The organism is Salinibacterium amurskyense (assembly GCF_002797685.1).
GTDB lineage: Bacteria > Actinomycetota > Actinomycetes > Actinomycetales > Microbacteriaceae > Rhodoglobus > Rhodoglobus amurskyensis.
Window position 1 is genome coordinate 108,642 of sequence record NZ_PGFH01000001.1, and the last position, 22,197, is coordinate 130,838.

Consider the following 22,197-nt stretch of genomic DNA (forward strand, 5'->3'; position numbering starts at 1 on the left):
CCGCCCCGGCGAGAGAGGAAAGTGCCCCATGGGCAAAGTAGTGTTCGAAAGAAATGTGCCAGCGGCATCCGTGATCAGCCACTCCCTTGAGGGTTCGATTCACAAGCCGTTCTGGATTGATGATGTCGCCGGCGCGCGCACGTTCAGTGCGCTGCAGGGTGACGTTAAAGCCGACCTCGCCGTTGTGGGAGGAGGATATCTCGGCCTCTGGACTGCGGTGCTCGCCAAGCAGCGCAATCCTGATGCTCGCGTTGTGCTGCTCGAAGCCCGCGAACTCGGCTGGGCCGCCTCGGGCCGCAACGGTGGTTTCTGCGAAGCTAGCCTCACCCACGGCGAAGAGAACGGTCTGAGCCGTTGGCCGACCGAGTACAACCAGCTCGAACGCCTCGGCCTGCAGAACCTCGATGAGATCGAGGAGACCGTCACGACCCTCAACCTCGATGTCGACTTCGAGCGTACCGGTTCCCTCGACCTCGCTATTGAAGAGCACGAAATCGAGTGGCTCACCGAGACCGAGACCAACGACGACACCGTCTTTCTCGACGAGGCCGCCGTGCGCGCCGAAGTGAACTCGCCCACCTACCTCGCTGCCATCTGGAACAAGCGCATCAACGCGATCATTCACCCCGCCAAGCTCGTTCATGAGCTGGCGCGAGTCGCGAGCGAACTCGGCGTGGAGATCTTTGAGAACTCGCCCGTTCGTGAAGTGGAGACATCCGGTGGACCCACGGATGCCGCAGTCGTGCACAGCAAGCATGGTCGCGTTCACGCCGCCAAGGTTGCGCTCGCGACTAACGCTTTCCCGTCGTTGCTGAAGCGCACGCGCCTGCACACGGTGCCCGTCTATGACTATGTGCTCATGACGGAACCCTTGAGCCCCGAGCAGCTTGCCTCGATCGGGTGGTCGAACCGCCAGGGCCTCGCGGATATGGCGAACCAGTTCCACTACTACCGTTTGAGTGCTGACAACCGCATTCTGTTCGGTGGCTATGACGCGATTTACCACTACGGCCGCAAGGTTCGCGACGAGTATGAGAACCGTCCCGAGAGCTTTGAGAAGCTCGCGAGTCACTTCTTTACGACGTTCCCGCAATTGGAAGGTCTCAAGTTCAGCCACCGCTGGGCAGGCGCGATTGACGCGTCGACTCAGTTCAGTGCGTTCTTCGGTCTGGCTCGCAAGGGCCGTGTCGCGTACTCGGCCGGTTTCACCGGACTGGGTGTTGGCGCGACACGCTTTGCCGCTCAGGTCATGCTCGACAAGCTCGACGGCCTCACGACCGAGCGTACCGAGCTGGAGATGGTGAAGAAGCTGCCGCTGCCGTTCCCGCCCGAGCCGATCGCTTCGATGGGTATCAATGCCACGCGCTGGTCCCTCGATCGCGCCGACCACAACAAGGGTCGCCGCAACGTGATTCTGAAGACGCTGGATGCTCTAGGCCTTGGCTTCGATTCGTAAGCGTTTCAGTTCGTAGCTTCTGACGCTGTAGCGGGGGTGCCGTTCGGCACCTGAAAGTCACCTGTAATAACTTGCACAGTACTGTGCAAGTTATTACAGTGAGGGCATGACCACCCCCGCTCCTCGTCGCCCACGCCAGGACGCCGTCGATAACCGCGCCGGCATTCTGAGCGCTGCGACCACCGCGATTGCGCACGACCCTCAAGCCTCGATCGACACCATTGCCCGCAGCGCTGGCCTCTCGCGCCGCGCTCTCTACGGCCACTTCGCCGACCGCAACGCACTCGTCACCGAGATCATCGACGCGGGCGCCGAACGCTTCAACCGCATCGCCCTCAGCGTCACCGACCCCGATGCCCAGCTCGCCCTTGCGCGACTCACCTCGTTGCTCTGGCAAGAGGCCGCGCACGTTCAGGTTGCGGCATCCATCGCCCTCGACGACGCTCACCTCGCCTCCACCGGCAAGGCTCTCGCGCCGCTGCGGGCCGCCGTCGCCGCGATTCTGCAGCGCGGGCAAGACGACAACACTCTGCGCACCGATGTGGATGTTGCCACGCTCGCCCGCCTCGTCGAAGAGGCCGCCCGTGCCGCCATCACTCGCGTTGATGCCGCCCTGCCCGAAGCGCGTTCGCTCGCCGTGCGCACCACGCTCAGCATGGCTGGCCTCTCGTGGCGTGAAACCGTCGCGCTGCTCGAGCAGCATCCCGAGATCCTCGGCGACCCTGCCGCGGATGCCGCACCAGCAACCGACGTCGAACGCTGATGCGGGCCGAACTCAGCGGCGTCACTCAGGGTCGCAACGCCGAAGACTTGCCCGCGACATCCACGAACTTCGCCAGCGGCAGCGTGACGCTGGCCGTCGCTGAAACCGAGCAGCGCCCTACCGTTCTTGGCCTTATCGCGTCTGGTCGCATGCGCCCCTCGACTGGCACCGTCACGATCGACGGGCGAGCGGATGCCCGAGCGCTCCGTCGTCGTGTTGCTCTTGTTGACGCTCCCGGCGTCTCTGACCCGGATGCCGGAGTACCGCTCGTGGGCGTCGTCGCCGAAGAGCTGATGTTCGCTGGCCAGCGCGCCGACCCGCTCGCCGCGCGCCGCTGGCTGGATGAGCGGGGCCTTCGCCACCTCACCTCCACCGCCATTGCGGACATCGAGCCCACGACGCGCTTGCGGGTGCTGTGTGAGCTTGCTGTGCTGCGCCCGCACGTCGAGGGTCTGGTCGTGACGGCACCCGATCGTCACGGCGGCCAGCCACTCGACTGGTGGACACTGTTTGGCGAGTTCGCCGACCGTGGCTTTGCCGTGCTGGCGGTTGCCGGTCGCGCTTCGGAGTGGGCGATCACGCACGCCGATGTGATCCTGCGAGCTGAAGCCGCCGAGCAAACCCTGCGCAACAGCCTCGGAGCATTTGATGAACGTACCGCCGCCTGGGCCCAAAGTGGCGGCGGCGTAGGAGTAGAAAACGCATGAAGGTTCCCTCCATGATCGCCGCTGAACTGCGGCGACTCACCTCGTCACGCATGGCCATGCTGGCCTTGCTCGCGCTCATGCTCGTGCCGGTGCTCTACGGCGGCGTGTATCTCTGGGCAAACCAAGACCCGTACGGCAGCTTCGCAGAAGTTCCCGTCGGGCTTGTCGTCACCGACGATGGGGTGCCCGCCGATGGCGATACCGAGGCCGTGAACTACGGCCACGAAGTCGCCAATGATCTCCTCAAGGGCAACGACTTTGAGTGGCACGTGCTCACTCCCGGCGAAGCTGAAACGGCCCTCGCCGAGGGTAGCGTCGACTTCACCGTCACGATCCCCCACGACTTCTCGGATGCCCTCACTTCCATCGGGGGCACCGACCCGCATCAAGCTGAGATCGACCTCGAAACCAACGACGCCAATAACTACCTCGCGTCCACGATTGGCAAGCAGGCTGTGGAACAGATTCGGCGCTCGGTAGCGGAACTCGTGGGAGAAGAAGCGGCCGGCACTTTGCTCACGGCTATCTCTGACATCCGCTCTGAACTGTCGGATGCCACCGATGGCGCTTCGCAGTTGCTCGACGGCTCGCGCGACGCCGTTTCGGGCGCCGATGAACTATCGGATGGCGCGAGCACGCTCGCCTCGGGATTGACCGAACTCAGCGCCGCGACCAGCAGCCTCGCCAGCGGAGCCGACCAGCTTTCTGCCGGAGCCGCCCAGGTCGCTGGCGGCAACACCGAGCTTGCCGGTTACGCCGATCGTGCGGGCACAGCCGCCCAAACCATTGCGGATGCTCTGCCCACCGCTCGCGCCGACCTCGTCACCGCGCTCACCGAGCAGGGCCTCGACGCCACTCAGATCGACGAGGTGCTCTCTGCCCTCGCCCCCCTCAGTGATCGCATCGCGGAGGGCAACGGCACCGTGCAGTCCGCGGTGGCTCAGGTCGATGAACTCGCCGCGGGCGCGAACACGCTCGCGAGTAGCGCGGCTGAGCTCGCCTCGGGGGCGCAGCAGATTGCCACAGCGACCGGCAGCGCGACATCCGGAGCATCGCAACTCAGCGCTGGCGTCAGCACTCTCGAAAGCGGACTCTCCACGCTCTCCGACGGCACCGCCGAATTGCGCGACGGCCTCGCGAGCGGCGTGGAGGCACTGCCCGATTCCAGCGCCGACCTTCGCGCCCTGCAAGCCGAAGCCATCGCTGATCCGGTCGCCGTCGAGTCAAGTTCCGTGACCGCTGCCGGCAACTATGGCGCCGGGCTCGCACCGTTCTTCAGCGCCCTAGCCGGCTGGATTGGAATCTACGCGCTGTTCCTCATCGTGAAGCCCGTCTCCAAGCGCGCCGTGACGGCCCTGCGGTCGCCGATCCGGGTCACCTTGGCTGGGTGGCTCACGCCCGCCATCCTGGGCGCGCTTCAAATGGTCGCCCTGTTCGGCATTCTCGCAATCGCGCTCGGCTTCAGCTTCACGCACCCCGTCGGCACCCTCGGCGTGATGGTGGCGGCGAGCTTCACCTACGCGGCGATCATCCTTGCCCTCAACATTTGGTTCGGCTCCGTCGGCCAGTTCTTGGGCCTCGTGCTCATGGTGCTGCAACTCGTGACCGCCGGCGGCACCTTCCCGTGGCAAACTCTGCCTGCACCGCTGGCCGCCCTGCACCACATTCTGCCGATGGGCTACGTCGTGGATGCCATGCGCCAGCTCATGTACGGCGGCGACCTTGCGCGGGTCGGCACCGACGCTCTCGTGCTCGGCGCTTGGCTCGGTGGTGCCCTCATCTTCGCCGCGATCGGAGTGACCCGCATGACCCACCGCCGCACCCTGCGCGATCTGCAGCCCAGTCTCATAGGCTGAGCCCATGACTGAACCCGCAGCGCTTCTCACCCCCGGCACGCCCCTCGCGGCGAGCGCCGTCCCCGTCGCCCACGAAGCCCTTGCGGCCGACGAGGTGGTGGAGGGCACTCCCACCGCGGGCTACGCCGTGCTCGACACCCTCGGCGACAGCGAGATCGGCGTCTGGGAGATGAGCGTGGGCACCGCAACAGACACCGAGGTCGATGAGGTCTTTGTCGTGATTAGCGGGCGCGCCAGCATCCATTACGCTGCGGATGATCGCACCGTCGTTGTCGGCCCCGGCGATGTTGTGCGGCTCACCGACGGCATGCAGACCACCTGGACCATCACCGAAACGCTGCGCAAGATCTACATCAGCTAGCGCGTAGGCCCGCTTGAGGCTGCTGCTGCGGCCCGGGTCGCGTACCGTAGAAGCATGATTACGAAACGGGAAGCTGCGCTTCGCCTCGACATCCCTCTGGAGATGGCCACGAGGCACGGCATTCCGTCGCGGATGTCGGATGCCGAGTTCGAAGAACTTGAAACCAACCCGCCAGCGTGGCTGGTTCAGTCGCGCGCCAACCGCACCGGCAAGCGCCCTGTGTGGATGCAGCTGACCTGCACGGTCTGCGGCTTCACGGAGGCGGCTCGCCCCAAGAAGTGGTGGCCCGCGTTCACGTACCTCTCGTGCGACTGGCACTCCCCCACGGAGCTCCCCGAGCCTGCTGAGGGCGTGTACCGCTCAGAGATCGACGGCATCGGTAGTCGCTTCGTGGGCATCGTCGACGAAGCCGTTAAGTCCTGAGCTGACTCCCCGGCGGCTAAGCCCTGAGCTGGCTCCCCGGCGGCGTTCGCACGGGCGCTGAGCTACTTCTTCGGCAGCGGTTTCGCTGCGCCGGCGAGCACGAGTGCCACCAGAATCGGAAGCCCGATCGCGAGCAGAGCGCCCCTGATTCCGACGGCGTCGCCGAGGAATCCCAGCAGTGGCGGTCCGGCAAGGAAGGCCACGTAGCCGATAGTGGCAACGACAGACACTCTGGCCGCAGCGTGCTTCGGGTCATCGGCTGCCGCCGACATCCCCATCGGGAAGGCGAGCGCAGCCCCAACTCCCCAGAGTGCGACACCGATCAGGGCGAGCCAGAGGGTGGGGGCGACCACGAAAACGGTGAGGCCGATGGCGGCTGCGGCCATGCTTCCCCGCAGCACGACGACGCGACCGAACGCATCAATCGCTCGGCCGCCGAAGAAGCGCATAGCCGTCATCGCCAGCACGAAGGTGGCGAACATGAAGGCACCGTTGGCTTCGGTGACCTCGAGTCCGTCGACCGCAGCCTTGGCGATCCAGTCATTCCCGGCGCCTTCGGTGAGCGTCGCCCCGAGCACCACAACACCAATGAGCAGGGTGCGGCGGTCACTCCACGCGCTGCGCGCCTGGGGCGAAGCAACGTCGCCTGTGGGCTGAGTCGGCTCCGGGATGCGCGGCACAAAGTAACGCGGAAGCCATTGCGTCGCCACCGCAACAACAGCAGCGATGACGAAGAGGTGAGCCGGTAGCCCGATACCGATGTTGGCAAGACCCGCACCGATGATGGCTCCGAGGAACGCTCCCCCGCTGAAAGCGGCGTGCAACTGCGGCATGATGGTGCGCCCCAGCCTGTGTTCGACGTGGGCACCTTCGATATTGATCGCGACATCCCAGAGCCCGATTCCGATACCGAAGATGAAGAGCGATACGGCGGTGCCCATGGTGGTGGCAGCAGAAAGCGAGAGCGCGACGCCTGCCGCGGCGAGCGCCGCGATGAGGCCGGCGACTCGTACTGTGTTGGCGGCACCGATTCGCTCAGTGATGAAACCCGCCGTCGGGAGCGCGATAAGAGAGCCCACGGCGAGGCACAACAGCAGTCCGCCCATCTGCCCCGGCGTGAGGCTCAGGGTTTCTGTGACGGCGGGGATGCGGGCCGCCCAGCTGGCGAACACCAGGCCGTTGATTCCGAAAACGAGAAACGTCGCAATCGCAGCAGCGCGAAGGCGGGCCGGCGTGGCAGTGGCGGTCATGGGATCAATTCTCCCAGCTAACCGCGCACTCGGCTTACTGCGACTGCATCGGTGAAATGTCGACCTCTACTGCACCGAAGGGGAACGGGAAGAAGAATGTTCCACTGCCATTCCAGTCGGTAATCGGAATTTGCCAGAACCAGACGTGACTGATGACCAAGGATGCAACTACAAGAATCACGATGCCGGCAGCGGCACGGTCGAGATAGCGCATGGCCGCCGCCACCGTACTTGCCCGGCGCTGCACGGCGCGGATCGCAAGAATCGCGATGACAGCGATCGCAATGTAGATGACACCACTCGGTCCGAGAGTGAGGGAGATGCACTGCGGCACACTCTCGGTGACGTTGCCATCCGCATCGATAAAGTCACCGTCGCCGCTGAATCCGCCCGGGCAATACGACCTACCGGCCATGAGAAAGGCGCCGTAGCCGAACGCTGCGAGCGCTGCCGTGATGATCAGTCGCTGGATGCGCGCCACGATCTCTTTGGCCTGAGTCAGGCCCGTGGAATTCGCCGTCTCGGTCATCGACTCCTGGGACATGGGAATCTCCTCGCGTTAATTCGTGGTCCCCCTAGGCTACGGCGAAAGTCGAGAAAATATCGAGCCCGTCGACCAACTAACCCTCCTCGCGCAGCGCGGAGGTTCATTGGGACGAGCCCGACGTCACGATGAGGAGAAGGATCCAGGCCTACCGCGCCAAGGGCAAGAAGAGGAGCGTGCCCCCGCCATCCCAATCGGTGCTCGGAATAGGTGAGAACCAGGCATAACTGATGATCACGGCTGCCACGGCCAGAATGATAATGCCGGCGGCCGCACGGTCGATATAGCGCAGAACCTCTGCAGCCGTGCCCGCCCGGCGCTGCACTGTACGGATCGCAAGAATCGTGGTGACAGCGATCACGACGTAGATGAGGCCGCTGGGCGCTTGAGCCAAAGAGATGCACTGCGGAACGCTGACAACGATGTTGCGACCCGCGTCGAGAAAGCCGCCTCCGCTATTGAGCACGCCCGCACAAATTCCCTTGCCCGCCAGAAGGAACGCGCCGTAGCCGACCGTCGCGAGCGCCGCCGTGACAATCAGGCGTTGGGTGCCCGCCACGATCACCTTGGCCCGCGACAGGTCGTCCGACTCCATCACCTTGGTCATCGAGTCTTGCGACATGAGAAAATCCTCGCGATCGTGCGTAAGCCCCTTCCCCACCCATAGGCTAGGCCAGAAGTCGAGAAAATGTCGAGCGACTAATGGGCAAGCGACAATTAATCGCCGCAAACGTGGACAGCCATAGTGAAGTCGGACATGTACTGAGTAGGAGCAACCCTACAAAGCGGAGAACGTGATGGACCGAATAACAGAACTGCTCGACGCGAGCGCGGGGCCCGTGTCAACCCGGAGGCACAGGTGATGGCTCGCGTCAGAGCCCAATGGAGGTGGACGGGCTCAAGGCGTTGACCGTTTCGCTACTCGGTGTATTCGATCGCGGCGAGTAGCTGGATGTTTTGCGAAAAGATGCCAGCCCACATGCTGGTCGAACGCTGCGTCAGGGCCGTGACGCGAGCGTCGGGATACTTGGCCAGCTTCTCCCGCAGCGCCGCCGCCGCGGCCTCCATGTCAGTGCCGGGGACGGTGACGGTGATTAACTGGCGACCCACATAATCAGACATACGCTCAGGTTACGCGCGCGACCACCTCGGCGCTAGCGACGCTCATACCCCGCGACGAATCCGGGCTGCATAGGAATCAAGCACGCCAAGAATTCCGGGGTGCTCCCACACTCGGTTGCGTGAGAATCCAGTTCGTTCGACAATCACTCCGCGGTCGACGAGCACGTCGAGCGCTCGAACTACGGTTGCGTCAGTGAGCGCCAGCGCCTCGACGAGATACCGAGCGTTGACAACGGGTTGCCCGATCAGGCGCGGTAAGACTCTCCAGGCTGCCGAGTCAGAACGGATGCCGCTTAGCGCCTCGCGAGATCGCTGCAGCTCGGCCGCGAGGCTGTCCACCAGTTCGCGCCCGGTCACGGCTGCGTAGCGGGCGGCATCCGCGAAACGTCGCACGATGGGCCCGGCGTCGCCTGCGCGGTATGCGGTCAACGCCGAAAAATAGCTCTCGGTATCCACGAGCAGACCTGCCGAGAGGGGCACTGTCGTGTGGGTTGTCAGCCCCTTGTTCCGCAACATCGCCTGAGCGATTGCTCTACCGGTGCGACCGTTTCCGTCCACGAACGGATGAATGGTCTCGAACTGAGCGTGCGCCACGGCGACCTGCACAAGTGCTGGCACATCTACTCGACGCATGAAGTGAACAACATCGCTCACCGCAGCCGCCACCTGCCGATGCTGAGGAGCGATGAAGGTTGCTCCCCGCGGCCCAGCATTGTCTCGATTTCCAATCCACACGAGTTCCTCGCGATAGCGTCCCGCTTCGTGCTCAACCCCAGGTTGACGACTGAGCAACTCGTAATGCATCGCGAGGATGCTTGGTTCGTCGAGGGTGGCCGAGAGTCGAATTGCGGCTTCCATAGCGCGAACGTTTCCCACCACAGTGAGTGCGTTGTGCTTGCGGCCTTCGTCAAGCTCGGCAAGCGCAAGTTGCTTTGCGGATGTCGTCAGTTGTTCTATCTGGCTGCTTGACGCAGACTCCGTTCGCAAAAGTATGGCCGACATCGGTGCAAGTGTTGGATCTGCTGACCCGAAAAGCGTGAGCGAGTGAAGGTCAAACTCTCGGAGCGCGAGGGCGGCCTCTTCGACATCTGCCATCGTTTCGCCCCCGAGCCGCGGTACCCATTGCGCGAGCGCGGGGGTGAGCGCTGCCGCGTATTCACCCGTTTGGCGCTCCACTTCGGCTTTGGAGTACATCTGCGGATGCCGGGGAACCCACTGAAGAGTCTCGTGGCGCAGCGGCGGCACGGGGATCATCCCCACTGCTAAGTCATCTGATTCCACGGCTCGACTGTACCATCACTTAATGCACTAAATGATGGTAAAGGACTGCCCGACCCGCGGTTAGCCCCCAGTGGGATGATCAAGCACCAGAACCAGAAAGATAAGGTTGCCACCATTGTGGGCTCGCGATTGCTCCGAGCAGAATAGAGCCAATGCCTCACACGACAACGCAGCCCGCGATCCAGCTCCGCACCTTCCTAACCGCGGATGCTCACGCCACCCTGGCCGTGTTTCTCGACGCGATCACCGTCACTGCCGCGGTCGATTACTCGCCAGAGCAGATCGCCGCATGGGCCCGACCACAGGAACGCGAGCTCAGCGCGTGGGCGCAGGCAATGGTCAATCGCAACAGTGTCGTAGCCCTCGTGGATAACGAAATCGCCGGCTTCTCCGATGTCGACGACAGCGGCTTCATCGACATGATGTTCGTCTCCCCGCAATACTCACGCAAAGGTGTGGCCTCGGCACTTCTCAAGCACAACGAACTAGCCGCCCGCGAGCACGGAGCCATCGCACTCACTGCCAACGTCAGCATCACCGCTCGCCCGCTCTTCGCATCACGCGGGTTTTCGACCGACGCTGAGCAGCACCTGCTTATCCACGGCATCCGGATGACGAACTACCGGATGAGCAAACAGCTCGACAGCGCGTAAAGCGTCGCACCACCCGGTCGACTTTCGCGAGCGCGAACCCACCGCAGCACAACCGCAGCGCCGTAAAATGAGGATCATGGCATCCGCTACTTTTCCGCTGCCCACGAGGGCACGGCCGATCGTGACGCTCACGGTGAACCCTGCGCTCGACATCAGCACGTCGACAGCGCAGGTCATCAAGGATCACAAGATGCGCTGCGGCCCCAGCCGGATCGACCCGGGGGGCGGCGGCGTGAATGTGGCGCGCACCATCCAGAGTCTCGGCGGAGATGCGCTCGCCATCTACGCTGCGGGCGGCCTGACCGGTGCGACCTACCGTCAGCTGCTTGAGGCCGAGAACGTGCCGAGTGTGGTCGTGCCGATTGACGGCACCACCCGAGAGAGTTTCACGGTGGACGAGGGCGGCTCGGGCGAACAGTTTCGCTTCGTGCTGCAGGGCCCCGAGTTCTCCGAGGCCGAGTGGCGCAGTTGCCTCGCGGCGCTCGAGGCCGCGATCGTTCCCGGCGGCTACGTCGTGGCCAGCGGCAGTCTGCCACCCGGAGTGCCCACCAACTTTTATGCCCAAGTCGCGCGCTTGGCGCACCAACGCGGAGCACGCTCGATCATCGACACCTCGGGCGATGCGCTGGCCGCCGCTCTCGCCGAGGGCGTCTATCTCGTGAAACCCAGCCTGCGTGAACTCAGCGAGCTCGTCGGTCGAGAACTCTCCACCGAGCAGGCCGAAGTGGATGCCGCCGCCGAACTTGTCGCGCGCGGCTCCGCCCAACTCGTGGCCCTCACTCTAGGCGACCAGGGTGCCGTGCTCGCCTCGGCTGCAGGCGTCATCCGTTTGCCGGTGCCTCACGTGCAAGTGCAGAGCGCGGTGGGAGCGGGCGACGCTTTCCTCGGAGCGTTCGTGTGGCGGCTGTCGCAGGGGCGCGATCCCGAGGCCGCGTTCCGTTCCGCCGTGTGCGCCGGCAGCGCCACCGCGGCGAAACCGGCTACCGAGATGTGCGCGATTGCCGAAGTGGAAGCGCTCGAAAAACTGCTCCCCGAGGCCACTCGTTACTAGTTGTGAATAGCCTCGGATGCCGCAAAAGGGCGTGTGAGACAATCAACCATGGCTGAATCATGGCGTCGCACCCCGACCGAAAGTCCCGTTACTTTCGAGATCGATACCTCGGCGTCGATCCCGCCTTTTGAGCAGATTAAGGCTCAAGCTATTGCTCAGATCACGAGCGGTGAGCTGCTCGCTGGCACCAAGCTCGCCACGGTGCGCCAACTCGCGAGCGACCTCGGCATTGCGCCCAACACTGTGGCCCGCGCCTACCGCGAGCTCGAAGCCGATGGCTTTCTGCACTCGCGCGGCCGCAACGGCACCGTCGTCAAAGCCCAGCCCGGCGATGCCGCCGCCCTACTTCAACTCGAGGCCAAGGCGTACGCCAGTCGCGCTGCCGAACTCGGCATCAGCGACGACGAAGCGCTGCGCTTCATCACCATCGCGCTCAAGAAATAGCAGCGCAGCTGCGAGCTACCGCAGCACTCCCAGTTCGCGCGCCTTCGACACCGCAGCCGTGCGCGATGACACGTTCAGCTTCGAGAAGATGTGCACGAGATGCGACTTCACGGTGGTCTGCGACACGAACATCTCTCCGGCGATGGCCGCGTTCGACATCCCGGCAGCAACCCGCTCCAGCACTTCGATCTCGCGCTTGCTGAGGCTCACTTGCGGCGCTCGCATCCGATCAAGCAGCCGCCCCGCAATGACGGGCGCCAGGGCACTCTCCCCCGCAGCCGCAGCACGCACTGCTGCGATCAACTCGTGCGGCGGAGCGTCCTTGAGCAAGTAGCCACTCGCGCCGGCTTCGACCGCACCCAGAATGTCACCATCGGTGTCGTAGTTGGTCAGCACCAAAACGTAGGGGGCAGCCTCCAGCGCGCGGATGCGGCGCGTGACATCGGCGCCGGTCTCCTGCGCCCCAAACTGCAGATCCATCAGCACCACACTCGGGTGCACCGACTGCACGAGCGCGAACGCCTCATCCGGAGTCGCGGCCTCGCCGACCACCGTCAGGTCGTCTTCGTGCTCCAGCAGTGCCCGCAGGCCCGCGCGCACCACAGGATGGTCGTCGGCAATCGCTACCCGAATCATGCGCGCTCCTCCGACTCGGTCGCGTCCGCAGCAGAACCAGCAACCGCCCGCGGAGCCACCGTCAGATCGACCATTACCGTGGTGCCCTCGCCCGCCTGCGACTCGACCGTCAGCGCGCCATCGAGCTGCTCGACTCGCTCGCGCGTAGCCGTGAGCCCGAACGAATCTGAGAAACCTCGCGCCGATGCATCCTCGACCACGGCGGGGTCAAAGCCGCGACCGTTATCGGCAATCGTCAGCCGCACGTGCGAACGATCGCGTTCGATCGAGATAGTCGCCTGCGTTGCTTCGGAGTGCTGCACGACGTTCGCCATTGCTCCCTGCGCGATTCGCAACAGCGCGGTCTGCACGGGCATCGGCAGGTCGAGCGCATCCGCCACGCGAACGCGCACTTCGCGTTCAGGGCTCTGCCACTGAGTGTCTGCAAGGCGGCGCAACGCTGCACCAATCCCCTGGTCCACGAGGGCTGCCGGTGCGAGCTCGCGGATGAAGTTACGAGTGTCGGCCAAGTTGGCGGCGGCAGTCTCCCGAGCCAGACGCACATGCTCGAGGCCAGCGGCATCCGGGTCAGCGCGCTCCGCAGCATGCAGCAGCATCTGGATGCTCGACAGCCCTTGAGCCACGGTGTCGTGAATCTCGCGCGCGAGTCGGGCGCGTTCGGCAAGCACCCCGGATTCACGTTCAGTCTGCGCCAGCTGGTCGCGCGTCTCAAGGAGTTGCTTCACCAACAGTTCGCGTTCCGCCGCCTCGGCCGCGAGTGACTTGTAGCCGAGACCGATCACGATCGCGACGCCCGCACCGACGAGGGGGCCGACCACTCCGCCGACCGTCCACTCGCTGTGGAGACCGAGGGCGGCAATGGCCAGCAACGTCGATCCCAGCACGGCGAGGGTGCGCCAGCCGCGCGGCAACAGGTGCAGATAGAGAAAGAACAGCGGGAACACGAGGTAGGCGGCATCCGGGCTCAACCACACCAGCACCAGCCACTCTGCCGACAGCACGAGCGCCCACACGTAGGCGGTGGCTGACTGAGCACTCGCTCCCGAGCTCATGGCATGCCGGGCCAAATACCCGCCGAAACCATAGGTGGCGAGCAGCACTACCGCGAGCACGACCACCGCCACGGTGTAGGGGTTGCTTTCCACGAGAGCACGCACGACAACCAGCACGGTTAAAGCAACAAAGAGAATATGCAAACTGGTGCGCAACCCCACAAAGACAGGGGTCAACGCAGTGTGGCTCATTCTTCGACCCTACTGCCGCGCACGACCGCTCCTATCCACCGAAAGGATGATTGTGGGCTCCGCACTTAGCGTTCGCAAGTGCACCCTCTCGGCCGATGTATCGCCGATACAAACAGAGCAGTCTGGTTACTGTCGCCATTCGTCGACGCCGAAAGGACTCCCCATGTTTGTTGCGTGGCGCGATCTGCGCTTTGCCCGCGGACGATTTGTGCTCATTGGCACCGTCGTTGCCCTCATCACTTTGCTCGTCGGATTTCTCAGCGGCCTCACTGGCGGGCTCGCTGCCCAGAACATCTCGGGCGTTCTCTCACTCCCCGCCGACCAACTTGTGTTTGCAACCCCGAGCAGCAAGGGCGCGGATGAGGCGAGCTTCTCCGACTCGAACGTCACCGAAAAGCAGGCGACGACCTGGGCTGTCGCCGACGGCGTGGTCTCAGCCAACCCCATCGGAGTTTCGCAAACCAAGGCGGAATCCCCCGAGTCCAGCACCGCCATCGCCATCTTCGGCGTTGTCGCCGACTTCGACGACACTGCTCCGAGCGGCGACGGCAAGGTCGGACTCTCCGAGGATGCCGCCACCGGCCTCGACGTCACCACCGGCGACACCATCACGATCGCCGGCACCGACTACACAGTCGAGAAGGTCAGCGGCAACTGGTGGTACAACCACACGCCCGTCGTGCAGATGACGCTCGACGACTGGCAGGGTTACTCCGCTACGACCGGCAATCCGGATGCCTACGCCACCGCCATTGCGGTCACCGGCGATGCCGACTGGGATGCCATCAACGCCGATGCCGACACCCTCAGCAACTCGGTTTTGCTGTCGCTGACCGCTGTCAGTTCGTTCCGCTCGGAGATCGGTTCGCTGCTGCTCATGGTCGCGATGCTGTTCGGCATTTCCGCCCTCGTGATAGGTGCGTTCTTCACCGTGTGGACGATGCAGCGCAAGGCAGACATTGCGATGCTGAAGGCGCTCGGAGCATCCACTTCCTCCCTCGTTCGCGATGCTCTAGGTCAGGCCCTCATCGTGCTGCTGATTGGTGTCGGGATCGGCATCGGGGTAACTGCGTTACTCGGCGCGCTCATGGGTGACGCGCTGCCGTTCATCCTGAGCCCGTTCACCACCCTGCTGCCGGGAGTCGTGATGATTGTGCTCGGCCTCGCCGGCGCCGCCTTCGCCCTGCGTTCCGTCACCACCGCCGATCCACTCACTGCCCTAGGGAGCACCCGATGATCACTCTCGACAACGTCACTCTCACGTTTCCCGATGGCGAAGGCCGCGTCACCGCCGTCGACCACGTCACGCTCAGCGCCCGGCCCGGCACGGTCACCGGCATTACGGGGCCAAGTGGGTCCGGCAAGTCGAGCCTGCTCGCGGTAGCCGCCACCCTCATTCACCCCGACTCTGGTCGCGTCATGATCGACGATGTGGATGCCGCCCAACTGTCTGCGCCAGAAGCGACGGAGCTGCGCCGCGACAGCATCGGCATCGTGTTTCAGCAGTCGAACCTGCTGCCCTCGCTGACCGCACTGGAACAGCTCGCCGTCATGAACGAACTCGGAGCCCCGCACAGCCGCGGCAAGCGTGCCGAGGTTGCCGCTCACGCTCGTGAACTGCTGGATGCCGTGGGCCTCGCCGACCAGGCTCACAAGCGACCGCATCAGCTGTCGGGCGGTCAGCGCCAACGCATCAACATCGCTCGCGCCCTCATGAACGACCCGAAGGTACTGCTCGTTGACGAACCGACGAGTGCTCTCGACCAAGAGCGCGGTGCGAGCATCATCGAGCTCATCCTGCGCCTCACCGACGAACGCAACACTTCAACGCTGCTCGTGACCCACGACCTCGTGCACCTTCCGCGCATGCACGCGGTTGTGAACATGGTGGATGGCGCGCTCGAGTCGGTGCGCGGCGAAGTACGCGGCGAAGTGCCCGTCGCCCTCTAACGAACCGGCCCAGCGAACCGGCCCGGCGAACCGGCCGAGCGAACCGCCTCGCTAGCTTGCGCGCTAGTGACCGATCTGGTCGGAGTCAGCGCCTGACCCCGGCACGTCGATCGCCGCAATGGCTTCGAGGTCGCGCGAGTCGAGTTCGAAGTCGAAGACCGCAATGTTGTCGGCCAGCCTCTCGGGGTTGGCCGACTTCGGAATAGCGACGATGCCGTTTTGCAGGTGCGAGCGCAGCGCGACTTGAGCGGCCGAACGCTCGTGCTTTTCTGCAATCTCGAGCAGCACAGGCTGATCGAGGATGTCTTTGATGGGGCTCCACGCTTCCGTAACGATTCCGCGGGAGTCGTGGTACGCCCGCTCCGCGAGGCGAGCGTTGGTCGGCGAGAGGTCGACCTGGTTGACGGCCGGAACGGTGGCGCCAGCATCCAGCAGCACATCAAGGTGGGCCGGCTTGAAGTTGGAGACACCGATGGAGCGTGTAAAGCCCTCGGCCTGAAGCTTCTCGAAGGTGCGCCACGTCGACAGGAATTCACCGCGGTCGGGCAGCGGCCAGTGAATCAGCAGCAGGTCAACGAACTCGAGATCGAGGCGTTCGAGGCTGCCCCGCAGGCCCTCGATTGCGCGATCCTCACCCTGGTATTGCCCATCCAGCTTGGTCGTGACGAAGAGTTCGTCGCGATCAATACCGCTGCGCCGGATGCCCTCGCCCACGCCCGCTTCGTTGCCGTACTTGGCTGCCGTGTCGATGTGGCGGTAGCCGAGCTCGATGGCGGTCGGCACAACAACAGCGACTTCAGCATCGCCGAGCGGCCACGTGCCGAGACCGAGTTGGGGGATGCTGTGGCCGTCGTTGAGCGCAATCGAAGGGATCATCGTCTTAGGCTAAGCGACGGATATGACAGTGCGCGAGGACTCGCTGAAGCGAATCCCCGCGCACCATCGTGAGCTGGTTATTGAAAGTCCTTAGACCTCGAGGGCAGCCATCGCCGGGTCGGGGTTTCCGAAACGGTGGGCCGTGATCGAGAGCGACTGCTCCTGCACGAAGATCAGCAGTTCGACGCGACCGGAGGTCGTGACTTCTCCCGACCACACAGCGACGTCGGGGTTACCCTCAACGGCTTCAGCGAGGTCAACAGCGGAACCGCCGATGAGACGAACCCGGCTGGTCTTCAACCCACCCTGGGCCGCACGCTCGTTCCAGCGAGCATCCGACTCCACAAGAACCTCACCGACCGAAACTCCCGTGTTTGCCGACTCGAACGATTCGGTGAGCAGCGACGGCAGCGGGATGGCGGAGCTGATGTGGATGGTCGCACCAATGCGCGCGGCACCGGCGATCATCCGCACAAGGTGTCCCATGGGTTCGCCTTCGGAGAGGCGAACGGTGACGGGTACCGGACGGTAACGGAAGACGTTGCGTTCAACACCGAGGTTGGAGACGTCGCGGCTAACGCCAAACTCTGTCTCCCACGCGCGCTGGTCGCTTTCGGCGGCACGACGTACACGGTCGAACTCGTCGAATTCCATGCCCGACTGCGCCTTCTTGATAACCGCAGATACCTGGTCGCTGAGACCGCGAACCTGAATGTCGCGAGCAGCGGGCTGTTCGACGGCTTTCCACTGTCCAAGTGTCATCAGGTAGTTGGGTCCACCAGCCTTGGCGTGGCAGCCCACGGCCGAACGCTTCCATCCGCCGAAGGGCTGGCGACGAACAATGGCGCCCGTGATTCCACGGTTCACGTAGGCGTTGCCGGCCTGAACTTCGTCAAGCCAACGCGCTACCTCGGTGGGATCAAGCGAGTGGATGCCCGCAGTCAGACCGTAGTCCACGGCGTTCTGCATCTCGATCGCCTCGGTGAGGTTCTTGGCGCGCATGATGCCGAGCACCGGACCGAAGTATTCGGTCATGTGGAACTCGCTGCCGGGAACAACGCCGGTGCGAACGCCGGGGGTCCACTGCTTGCCTTCGTCATCGAGCTGGCGTGGCTTCACGAGCCAGCTCTCACCGGGAGCGAGCGTGGTGAGTGCGCCGAGCAGCTTGCCCTGAGCGGGCTCAACAATCGGGCCCATGGTGGTGAGCGGATCCTGCGGGAGGCCAACGCGCAGCGTGCGCACCGAGTCAATAAGCTGGCGCTCGAAGCGTTCGCTCTTACCAACGGAACCGACCAGGATCACGAGGGAGGCAGCCGAGCACTTCTGCCCAGCGTGACCAAAGGCGCTCTTGGTGACGTCAGCAACCGCGAGGTCGAGGTCTGCGCTCGGGGTCACGATGATCGCGTTCTTGCCGCTAGTCTCCGCGAGAATCGGCAGGTCGTTGCGCCACGAACGGAACATCGCTGCCGTCTCCCACGCACCGGTCAGGATGACGCGGTCAACAGCGGGGTCAGCGATCATGACACGACCGAGTTCACGATCCTTCAGGTCAACGAACGTGAGCACGTCGCGGGGGACTCCGGCTTCCCAGAGCGCCTCAATCATCACTGCTGCGCTGCGCTGCGAAAGCTTCGCGGGCTTGATGATGACGCCGCTGCCGGAGGCGAGAGCGGAAAGCACGCTACCGGCCGGAATCGCGACCGGGAAGTTCCACGGCGGGGTAACGACGATAAGACCTGACGGCACGAAGGTGGCGTCTTCGATCTTTTCGAGGTCAAGCGAGCGCTCTGCGTAGTAGTGGGCAAAGTCGATTGCCTCGCTGACTTCAACGTCACCTTCGGCAATGGTCTTGCCGGCCTCGTTGGCCATGACCTCGATGAGTCGGGCACGCGAGTTCTCGAGAGCGTCACCGGCACGGTGCAGGATTGCGGCACGCTCAGCAGCGGGCATCGCACCCCAGCGGCGTCCGGCAGCCGTGGTGGATTCGAGGATGCTCTTCATCTGTTCGGTGGTGCTGACAGCACCAGCGGTGACAGTCTCGACGCCGAGCTGCGACCCTCCGCTGCGGGCCAAGATAGCGCGACCCCACGTGCGGTTTTCGCCAATGGCGGGGTCGGTGTCGGCAACGTTGTTGAACGGGCGGTCGCCGATGATCGCAGCAGGCGTGGAGCGGTCCTGAACCCGGTTGGTGGCCTGAGCCGGCACATCGAGGTTCGCGAGCGATGCCAAGAAACGGTCTTGCTCGCGCACGAAAATGTGTTCGTTGCTGGAGAGTTCGAACAGGCCAGACATGAAGTTCTCGGTGCTGGCGTTCTCTTCGAGGCGACGCACGAGGTAGCTGATGGCCGAGTCGAACTCGGTCGGCTGAACGACGGGCGTGTACAGCAGCAAGCTGCCGACATCCTTTCGCACCGCTTCGGCCTGGCCCGTAGCCATTCCGAGCAGCATTTCGAACTCGATGCCCTCGGTGACGCCTCGCTCTTGAGCGAGGTGCCACGCGAAAGCGATGTCGAACAGGTTGTGGCCGGCAACACCAATGCGAACAGCATCGATGTGCTCGGGAGTGAATGCCCAGTCGAGCACGCGCTTGTAGTGAGTGTCGCTGTCTTGCTTGGTTCCCCAGGTAGCCATTGGCCAGTGGTGGGTCACAGCGTCAACGTGTTCCATCGCGAGGTTGGCGCCCTTAACAACGCGCACCTTGATACCGGCGCCGCCGCGAGCGCGACGTGCCGTCGACCACCGGGTCAGTTCTTGAAGCGCGGTGAGGGCATCCGGCAGGTAGGCCTGAAGCACGATGCCGGCTTCAAGTTCGAGCAGTTCTGGCTGGTCGAGAAGCTTCTCGAATACCGCGATCGTGAGGTCGAGGTCTTTGAACTCTTCCATGTCGAGGTTGATGAACTTCTTCTGTGGCGAGCGCAGCGCGAGCAGGTAGAGCGGGGTGAGGCGGTCGACAACACGGTCGACGGTCTCGTCGAAGGCCCACATGGAAAGTTGGGACACGACTGACGACACCTTGATGGAGACGTAGTCAACGTCATCCCGGTTCAGGAGCGCCCGAGTTCCGGCGAGGCGGTTGTCGGCCTCGTCGTCACCGAGAACAGCTTCACCGAGGAGGTTGAGGTTGAGGTTCACGCCTTCACGACGCAAGTGCACGAGAGCCTTGTCGAGCTTCGCGGGGGTTGCGTCGATGATGAGGTGGCCGACCATCTGGCGAAGTACGCGGCGTGCGATCGGAACGATGATCCACGGCAGCAGTGGCGCGAAGCCTCCACCGACCATGATTGCGAAGCGGAGGTACCACGGCAGGAACGCCGGGATGATGTGAGTGAGGCGCTCGAGGTTACGACCGGCAACGCGCACGTCTTCGGGGCGCACGACCGTGTCGATGAACCCGAGCGTGAACTCGAGACCGTTCGGATCCTTCAGCACGCCAGCGAGGCGCGTGGCACTCGCATCGGCGGGAAACTCTTCGCTTTCGGCCAGCCACCGGCGCACGGTACTGATCGTTTGATCCGCGATGTGCTGGTGTGAAGCACTGAGGTTGTCGGCAGTCGTTGACATGCTCACGAGAATAGGCCTCCGAACGGGGGTTGGGCTGGAACTCTCAGTGTGCGGCCAGAAAGGCCTTTAGCAAAAGCGACGGAATTCGCACGATATCGCTTAGAATAAGTTAACCATTGGAGGAGAAATGCTCGACGTTCGCCGGCTTCGACTTTTGCGAGAACTCAAGCTTCGCGGCACCATCGCTGCCGTCGCCAGCGCGCTCAGCTACACCCCCTCCGCCGTGTCTCAACAACTGGCCCTTCTCGAGGAAGAAGCGCGAGTTCCGCTGCTCGTCAAAGCGGGCCGCCGCGTGCAACTGACGCCCGAAGCCGAACTGCTCGTGGAGCACACCGTCGCCCTTCTCGAACGCCTCGAACTGATGGAAGCGGAGATCCATTCTTCCCTCACCGAAGTGCGAGGAACCGTTCGTCTCGCCGTCTTCCAATCGGCCGCACTCGGCATCATCCCCCAAGCCCTCAGCGTTATCGCGCGGGACTACCCTCAACTGCGCATCAAGATGACGCAGCGCGAGCCCGAGAGCGCCCTCTTCGAAACCTGGACCCGCGAGTTCGACCTCGTGATTGCCGAACAGTACCCGGGTCACGCCGCGCCGCGGCATCCCGACCTCGACATGATCCCGCTCTACGCCGACGAACTGTCTCTGGCCGTTCCCATCGCCAGCGGCATCACCACCCTCGCCGAAGCCGCCGGCAGCTCATGGGTGATGGAACCTCGCGGCACCGCCTCCCGCCACTGGGCAGAACAGCAGTGCCGGCGCGCGGGAATCGAACCCGACGTACGCTTCGAAACCGCCGACCTGCAGGCGCACATCCGCCTCGTTGAATCCGGTCACGCCACCGCGATCTTGCCGGGGCTCGTGTGGGGCAGCCGCACCCCCACCGTCGAACTGCGGCCAATGCCGGGCCTGCCGCGACGTTCGGTTTTCACCTCAGTACGAGAGTCGAGCGTGAGCCGGCCGTCGATCATCGCCTGCCGCGAAGTGCTCGAACAGGTCGTGCAGTCGTTCGCTCCCGAGTAGCCGCTACGCCGAATCGCGGATGACGAGCTCGGTGTTCAGCGTCGTCACGGTGTCGACGGCACGCTTTTCAATCAGCGCCACAATCTTTTCGGCCATGCGGCGGCCCATCTCGATGGAGGGCTGGCGCACCGTCGTAAGCGGCGGAGTCGCGGTGCTCCCGTAGTTGTCGTCGTCGAAGCCGACCACAGCGATGTCTCCCGGCACCGACAAGCCAGCTTCACGGATGGCCGAGTACGCGCCAATCGCCATCTGGTCGTTGGCAGCAAAGATGCCGTCGATGGGTTCGCCGCGCGCAAGGAGACGGCGCATTGCCTCAGCACCCGAGGGCGGCGAGAAGTCGCCAGTCTCCACGAGGTCGCTCGTGAGCCCGTGCTTCGACAGCGTGGTGTGAAAAGCCGACAGGCGATCGACACCCGGAGGCATATCCTGCGGTCCCGCGATCGTGGCGAGACGCGTGCGACCGGATGCCACCAAATGCTCAACGGCAGAGCAGGCTCCCGTGAAGTTGTCGACATCCACGTAGTAGTTGTCGCCGTCAACGTCGCTGAGCGGGCGCCCACCGAACACGACGGGAAGGTTGCGGCTGAGCTCGGAGTACGAGTGATCGCCGGTGTGGTGCGAGACGACCAGCGCGCCATCCACGTTGCCACCGAGGAGGTAACGACGAGTCTTGTGCGAGGCCGAACCCGACTCGATGATCATGTTGAGGGTGTAATCGGTGTCTTCGAGATACTGCGCAACGCCCTGCACAACCGCAGCGAAGAAGGGGTCATCGAAGACCTTGGCTGCCGATTCCGGAACCACCATCGCGATGGCTTGCGTGCGGCGGCTCACGAGCGAACGGGCAGCGCGATTGGGCACATAGTTCAGGTGCTCAATCGCGGCCTGAACGACTGCCGCGACATCCGGACTCACCTTGGGAGACTGATTGACCACGCGCGAAACGGTGGCGCGCGAAACGCCCGCCTCTGCCGCCACCATCTCGAGTGTCGGCATCG

The 22,197-nt window shown here is 64.0% G+C and carries 22 protein-coding genes; 12 read left to right on the top strand and 10 right to left on the bottom strand.

Translation table 11 applies throughout. The features are described from left to right. Window positions 1-28 precede the first annotated feature (28 nt). The 6 genes from CLV85_RS00515 (at window position 29) to CLV85_RS00540 (ending at window position 5,566) form a co-directional block, all read left to right on the top strand. On the top strand, window positions 29-1,456 hold the full coding sequence (locus CLV85_RS00515; RefSeq protein ID WP_100387670.1) for an NAD(P)/FAD-dependent oxidoreductase: 1,428 nt from the start codon (window positions 29-31) through the stop codon (window positions 1,454-1,456). Between the two features lie 106 nt (window positions 1,457-1,562). Then, entirely contained in the window at window positions 1,563-2,219 is a 657-nt protein-coding gene (locus CLV85_RS00520) for a TetR/AcrR family transcriptional regulator (protein WP_100387671.1), read from the top strand. Then, window positions 2,219-2,926, top strand: a complete 708-nt coding sequence (locus tag CLV85_RS00525; protein ID WP_100387672.1) for a hypothetical protein — start codon at window positions 2,219-2,221, stop codon at window positions 2,924-2,926. Before CLV85_RS00520 ends, CLV85_RS00525 begins: the two co-directional genes overlap by 1 nt. Beyond that, window positions 2,923-4,782, top strand: coding sequence for a YhgE/Pip domain-containing protein (locus CLV85_RS00530; protein WP_100387673.1), 1,860 nt, complete (start codon window positions 2,923-2,925; stop codon window positions 4,780-4,782). Before CLV85_RS00525 ends, CLV85_RS00530 begins: the two co-directional genes overlap by 4 nt. 4 nt (window positions 4,783-4,786) lie before the next feature. Then, on the top strand, window positions 4,787-5,143 hold the full coding sequence (locus tag CLV85_RS00535) for a cupin domain-containing protein (protein WP_100387674.1): 357 nt from the start codon (window positions 4,787-4,789) through the stop codon (window positions 5,141-5,143). A gap of 54 nt (window positions 5,144-5,197) precedes the next feature. Next, window positions 5,198-5,566 carry a hypothetical protein gene (locus CLV85_RS00540; protein WP_100387675.1) on the top strand — a complete coding sequence of 123 codons (369 nt, stop codon included), beginning with the start codon at window positions 5,198-5,200 and terminating at the stop codon, window positions 5,564-5,566. 62 nt (window positions 5,567-5,628) lie between these two features. On the opposite strand, the gene CLV85_RS00545 is transcribed toward CLV85_RS00540, so the two are convergent. The 5 genes from CLV85_RS00545 to CLV85_RS00565 form a co-directional block, all read right to left on the bottom strand. Beyond that, window positions 5,629-6,816 carry an MFS transporter gene (locus CLV85_RS00545; protein ID WP_100387676.1) on the bottom strand — a complete coding sequence of 396 codons (1,188 nt, stop codon included), beginning with the start codon at window positions 6,814-6,816 and terminating at the stop codon, window positions 5,629-5,631. Between the two features lie 34 nt (window positions 6,817-6,850). Continuing rightward, window positions 6,851-7,360, bottom strand: coding sequence for a hypothetical protein (locus tag CLV85_RS00550; protein WP_100387677.1), 510 nt, complete (start codon window positions 7,358-7,360; stop codon window positions 6,851-6,853). A 148-nt stretch (window positions 7,361-7,508) separates the two neighbouring features. After that, window positions 7,509-7,982, bottom strand: a complete 474-nt coding sequence (locus CLV85_RS00555; RefSeq protein ID WP_100387678.1) for a hypothetical protein — start codon at window positions 7,980-7,982, stop codon at window positions 7,509-7,511. Window positions 7,983-8,278: 296 nt separating this feature from the next. Next, the gene (locus CLV85_RS00560) at window positions 8,279-8,482 is read right to left on the bottom strand and encodes a hypothetical protein (RefSeq protein ID WP_100387679.1); all 204 of its coding nucleotides are present in this window, start codon (window positions 8,480-8,482) and stop codon (window positions 8,279-8,281) included. A 42-nt stretch (window positions 8,483-8,524) separates the two neighbouring features. Then, the gene (locus tag CLV85_RS00565) at window positions 8,525-9,763 is read right to left on the bottom strand and encodes a Fic family protein (RefSeq protein ID WP_229820430.1); all 1,239 of its coding nucleotides are present in this window, start codon (window positions 9,761-9,763) and stop codon (window positions 8,525-8,527) included. A 152-nt stretch (window positions 9,764-9,915) separates the two neighbouring features. Between CLV85_RS00565 and CLV85_RS00570 the strand changes: the two genes are divergently transcribed. The 3 genes from CLV85_RS00570 to CLV85_RS00580 all read left to right on the top strand — a co-directional run bounded on the left by CLV85_RS00570 (window position 9,916) and on the right by CLV85_RS00580 (window position 11,911). Then, window positions 9,916-10,416, top strand: a complete 501-nt coding sequence (locus tag CLV85_RS00570) for a GNAT family N-acetyltransferase (protein WP_100387681.1) — start codon at window positions 9,916-9,918, stop codon at window positions 10,414-10,416. Between the two features lie 76 nt (window positions 10,417-10,492). Further along, window positions 10,493-11,467 carry a 1-phosphofructokinase family hexose kinase gene (locus CLV85_RS00575; RefSeq protein WP_100387682.1) on the top strand — a complete coding sequence of 325 codons (975 nt, stop codon included), beginning with the start codon at window positions 10,493-10,495 and terminating at the stop codon, window positions 11,465-11,467. A 48-nt stretch (window positions 11,468-11,515) separates the two neighbouring features. Then, window positions 11,516-11,911: a GntR family transcriptional regulator gene (locus CLV85_RS00580; RefSeq protein ID WP_100387683.1), complete on the top strand. Its 396-nt coding sequence runs from the start codon at window positions 11,516-11,518 to the stop codon at window positions 11,909-11,911. Window positions 11,912-11,926: 15 nt separating this feature from the next. Here CLV85_RS00580 and CLV85_RS00585 read toward each other — a convergent pair whose 3' ends face one another. After that, window positions 11,927-12,547: a response regulator transcription factor gene (locus CLV85_RS00585; RefSeq protein WP_100387684.1), complete on the bottom strand. Its 621-nt coding sequence runs from the start codon at window positions 12,545-12,547 to the stop codon at window positions 11,927-11,929. Then, window positions 12,544-13,791: a sensor histidine kinase gene (locus tag CLV85_RS00590; RefSeq protein WP_100387685.1), complete on the bottom strand. Its 1,248-nt coding sequence runs from the start codon at window positions 13,789-13,791 to the stop codon at window positions 12,544-12,546. Before CLV85_RS00590 ends, CLV85_RS00585 begins: the two co-directional genes overlap by 4 nt. Before the next feature lie 163 nt (window positions 13,792-13,954). On the opposite strand from CLV85_RS00590, the gene CLV85_RS00595 reads away from it, so the two are divergent. Further along, window positions 13,955-15,028, top strand: coding sequence for an ABC transporter permease (locus CLV85_RS00595; protein WP_100387686.1), 1,074 nt, complete (start codon window positions 13,955-13,957; stop codon window positions 15,026-15,028). Further along, a complete protein-coding gene (locus CLV85_RS00600) occupies window positions 15,025-15,741 on the top strand; it encodes an ABC transporter ATP-binding protein (RefSeq protein ID WP_100387687.1) in 717 nt (238 codons plus the stop codon). The genes CLV85_RS00595 and CLV85_RS00600 overlap by 4 nt, the downstream gene beginning before the upstream one ends. A gap of 63 nt (window positions 15,742-15,804) precedes the next feature. On the opposite strand, the gene CLV85_RS00605 is transcribed toward CLV85_RS00600, so the two are convergent. Together CLV85_RS00605 and CLV85_RS00610 are read right to left on the bottom strand one after the other, a co-directional pair. Beyond that, entirely contained in the window at window positions 15,805-16,617 is an 813-nt protein-coding gene (locus CLV85_RS00605) for an aldo/keto reductase (protein WP_100387688.1), read from the bottom strand. Window positions 16,618-16,707: 90 nt separating this feature from the next. Continuing rightward, window positions 16,708-20,178: a bifunctional proline dehydrogenase/L-glutamate gamma-semialdehyde dehydrogenase gene (locus CLV85_RS00610; protein ID WP_100387689.1), complete on the bottom strand. Its 3,471-nt coding sequence runs from the start codon at window positions 20,176-20,178 to the stop codon at window positions 16,708-16,710. A gap of 127 nt (window positions 20,179-20,305) precedes the next feature. Here CLV85_RS00610 and CLV85_RS00615 point away from each other — a divergent pair, with 127 nt between their 5' ends. Next, on the top strand, window positions 20,306-21,199 hold the full coding sequence (locus tag CLV85_RS00615) for a LysR substrate-binding domain-containing protein (RefSeq protein WP_100387690.1): 894 nt from the start codon (window positions 20,306-20,308) through the stop codon (window positions 21,197-21,199). Window positions 21,200-21,202: 3 nt separating this feature from the next. Here CLV85_RS00615 and CLV85_RS00620 read toward each other — a convergent pair whose 3' ends face one another. Further along, window positions 21,203-22,195, bottom strand: a complete 993-nt coding sequence (locus tag CLV85_RS00620) for a LacI family DNA-binding transcriptional regulator (protein WP_100389209.1) — start codon at window positions 22,193-22,195, stop codon at window positions 21,203-21,205. Window positions 22,196-22,197 lie beyond the last annotated feature (2 nt).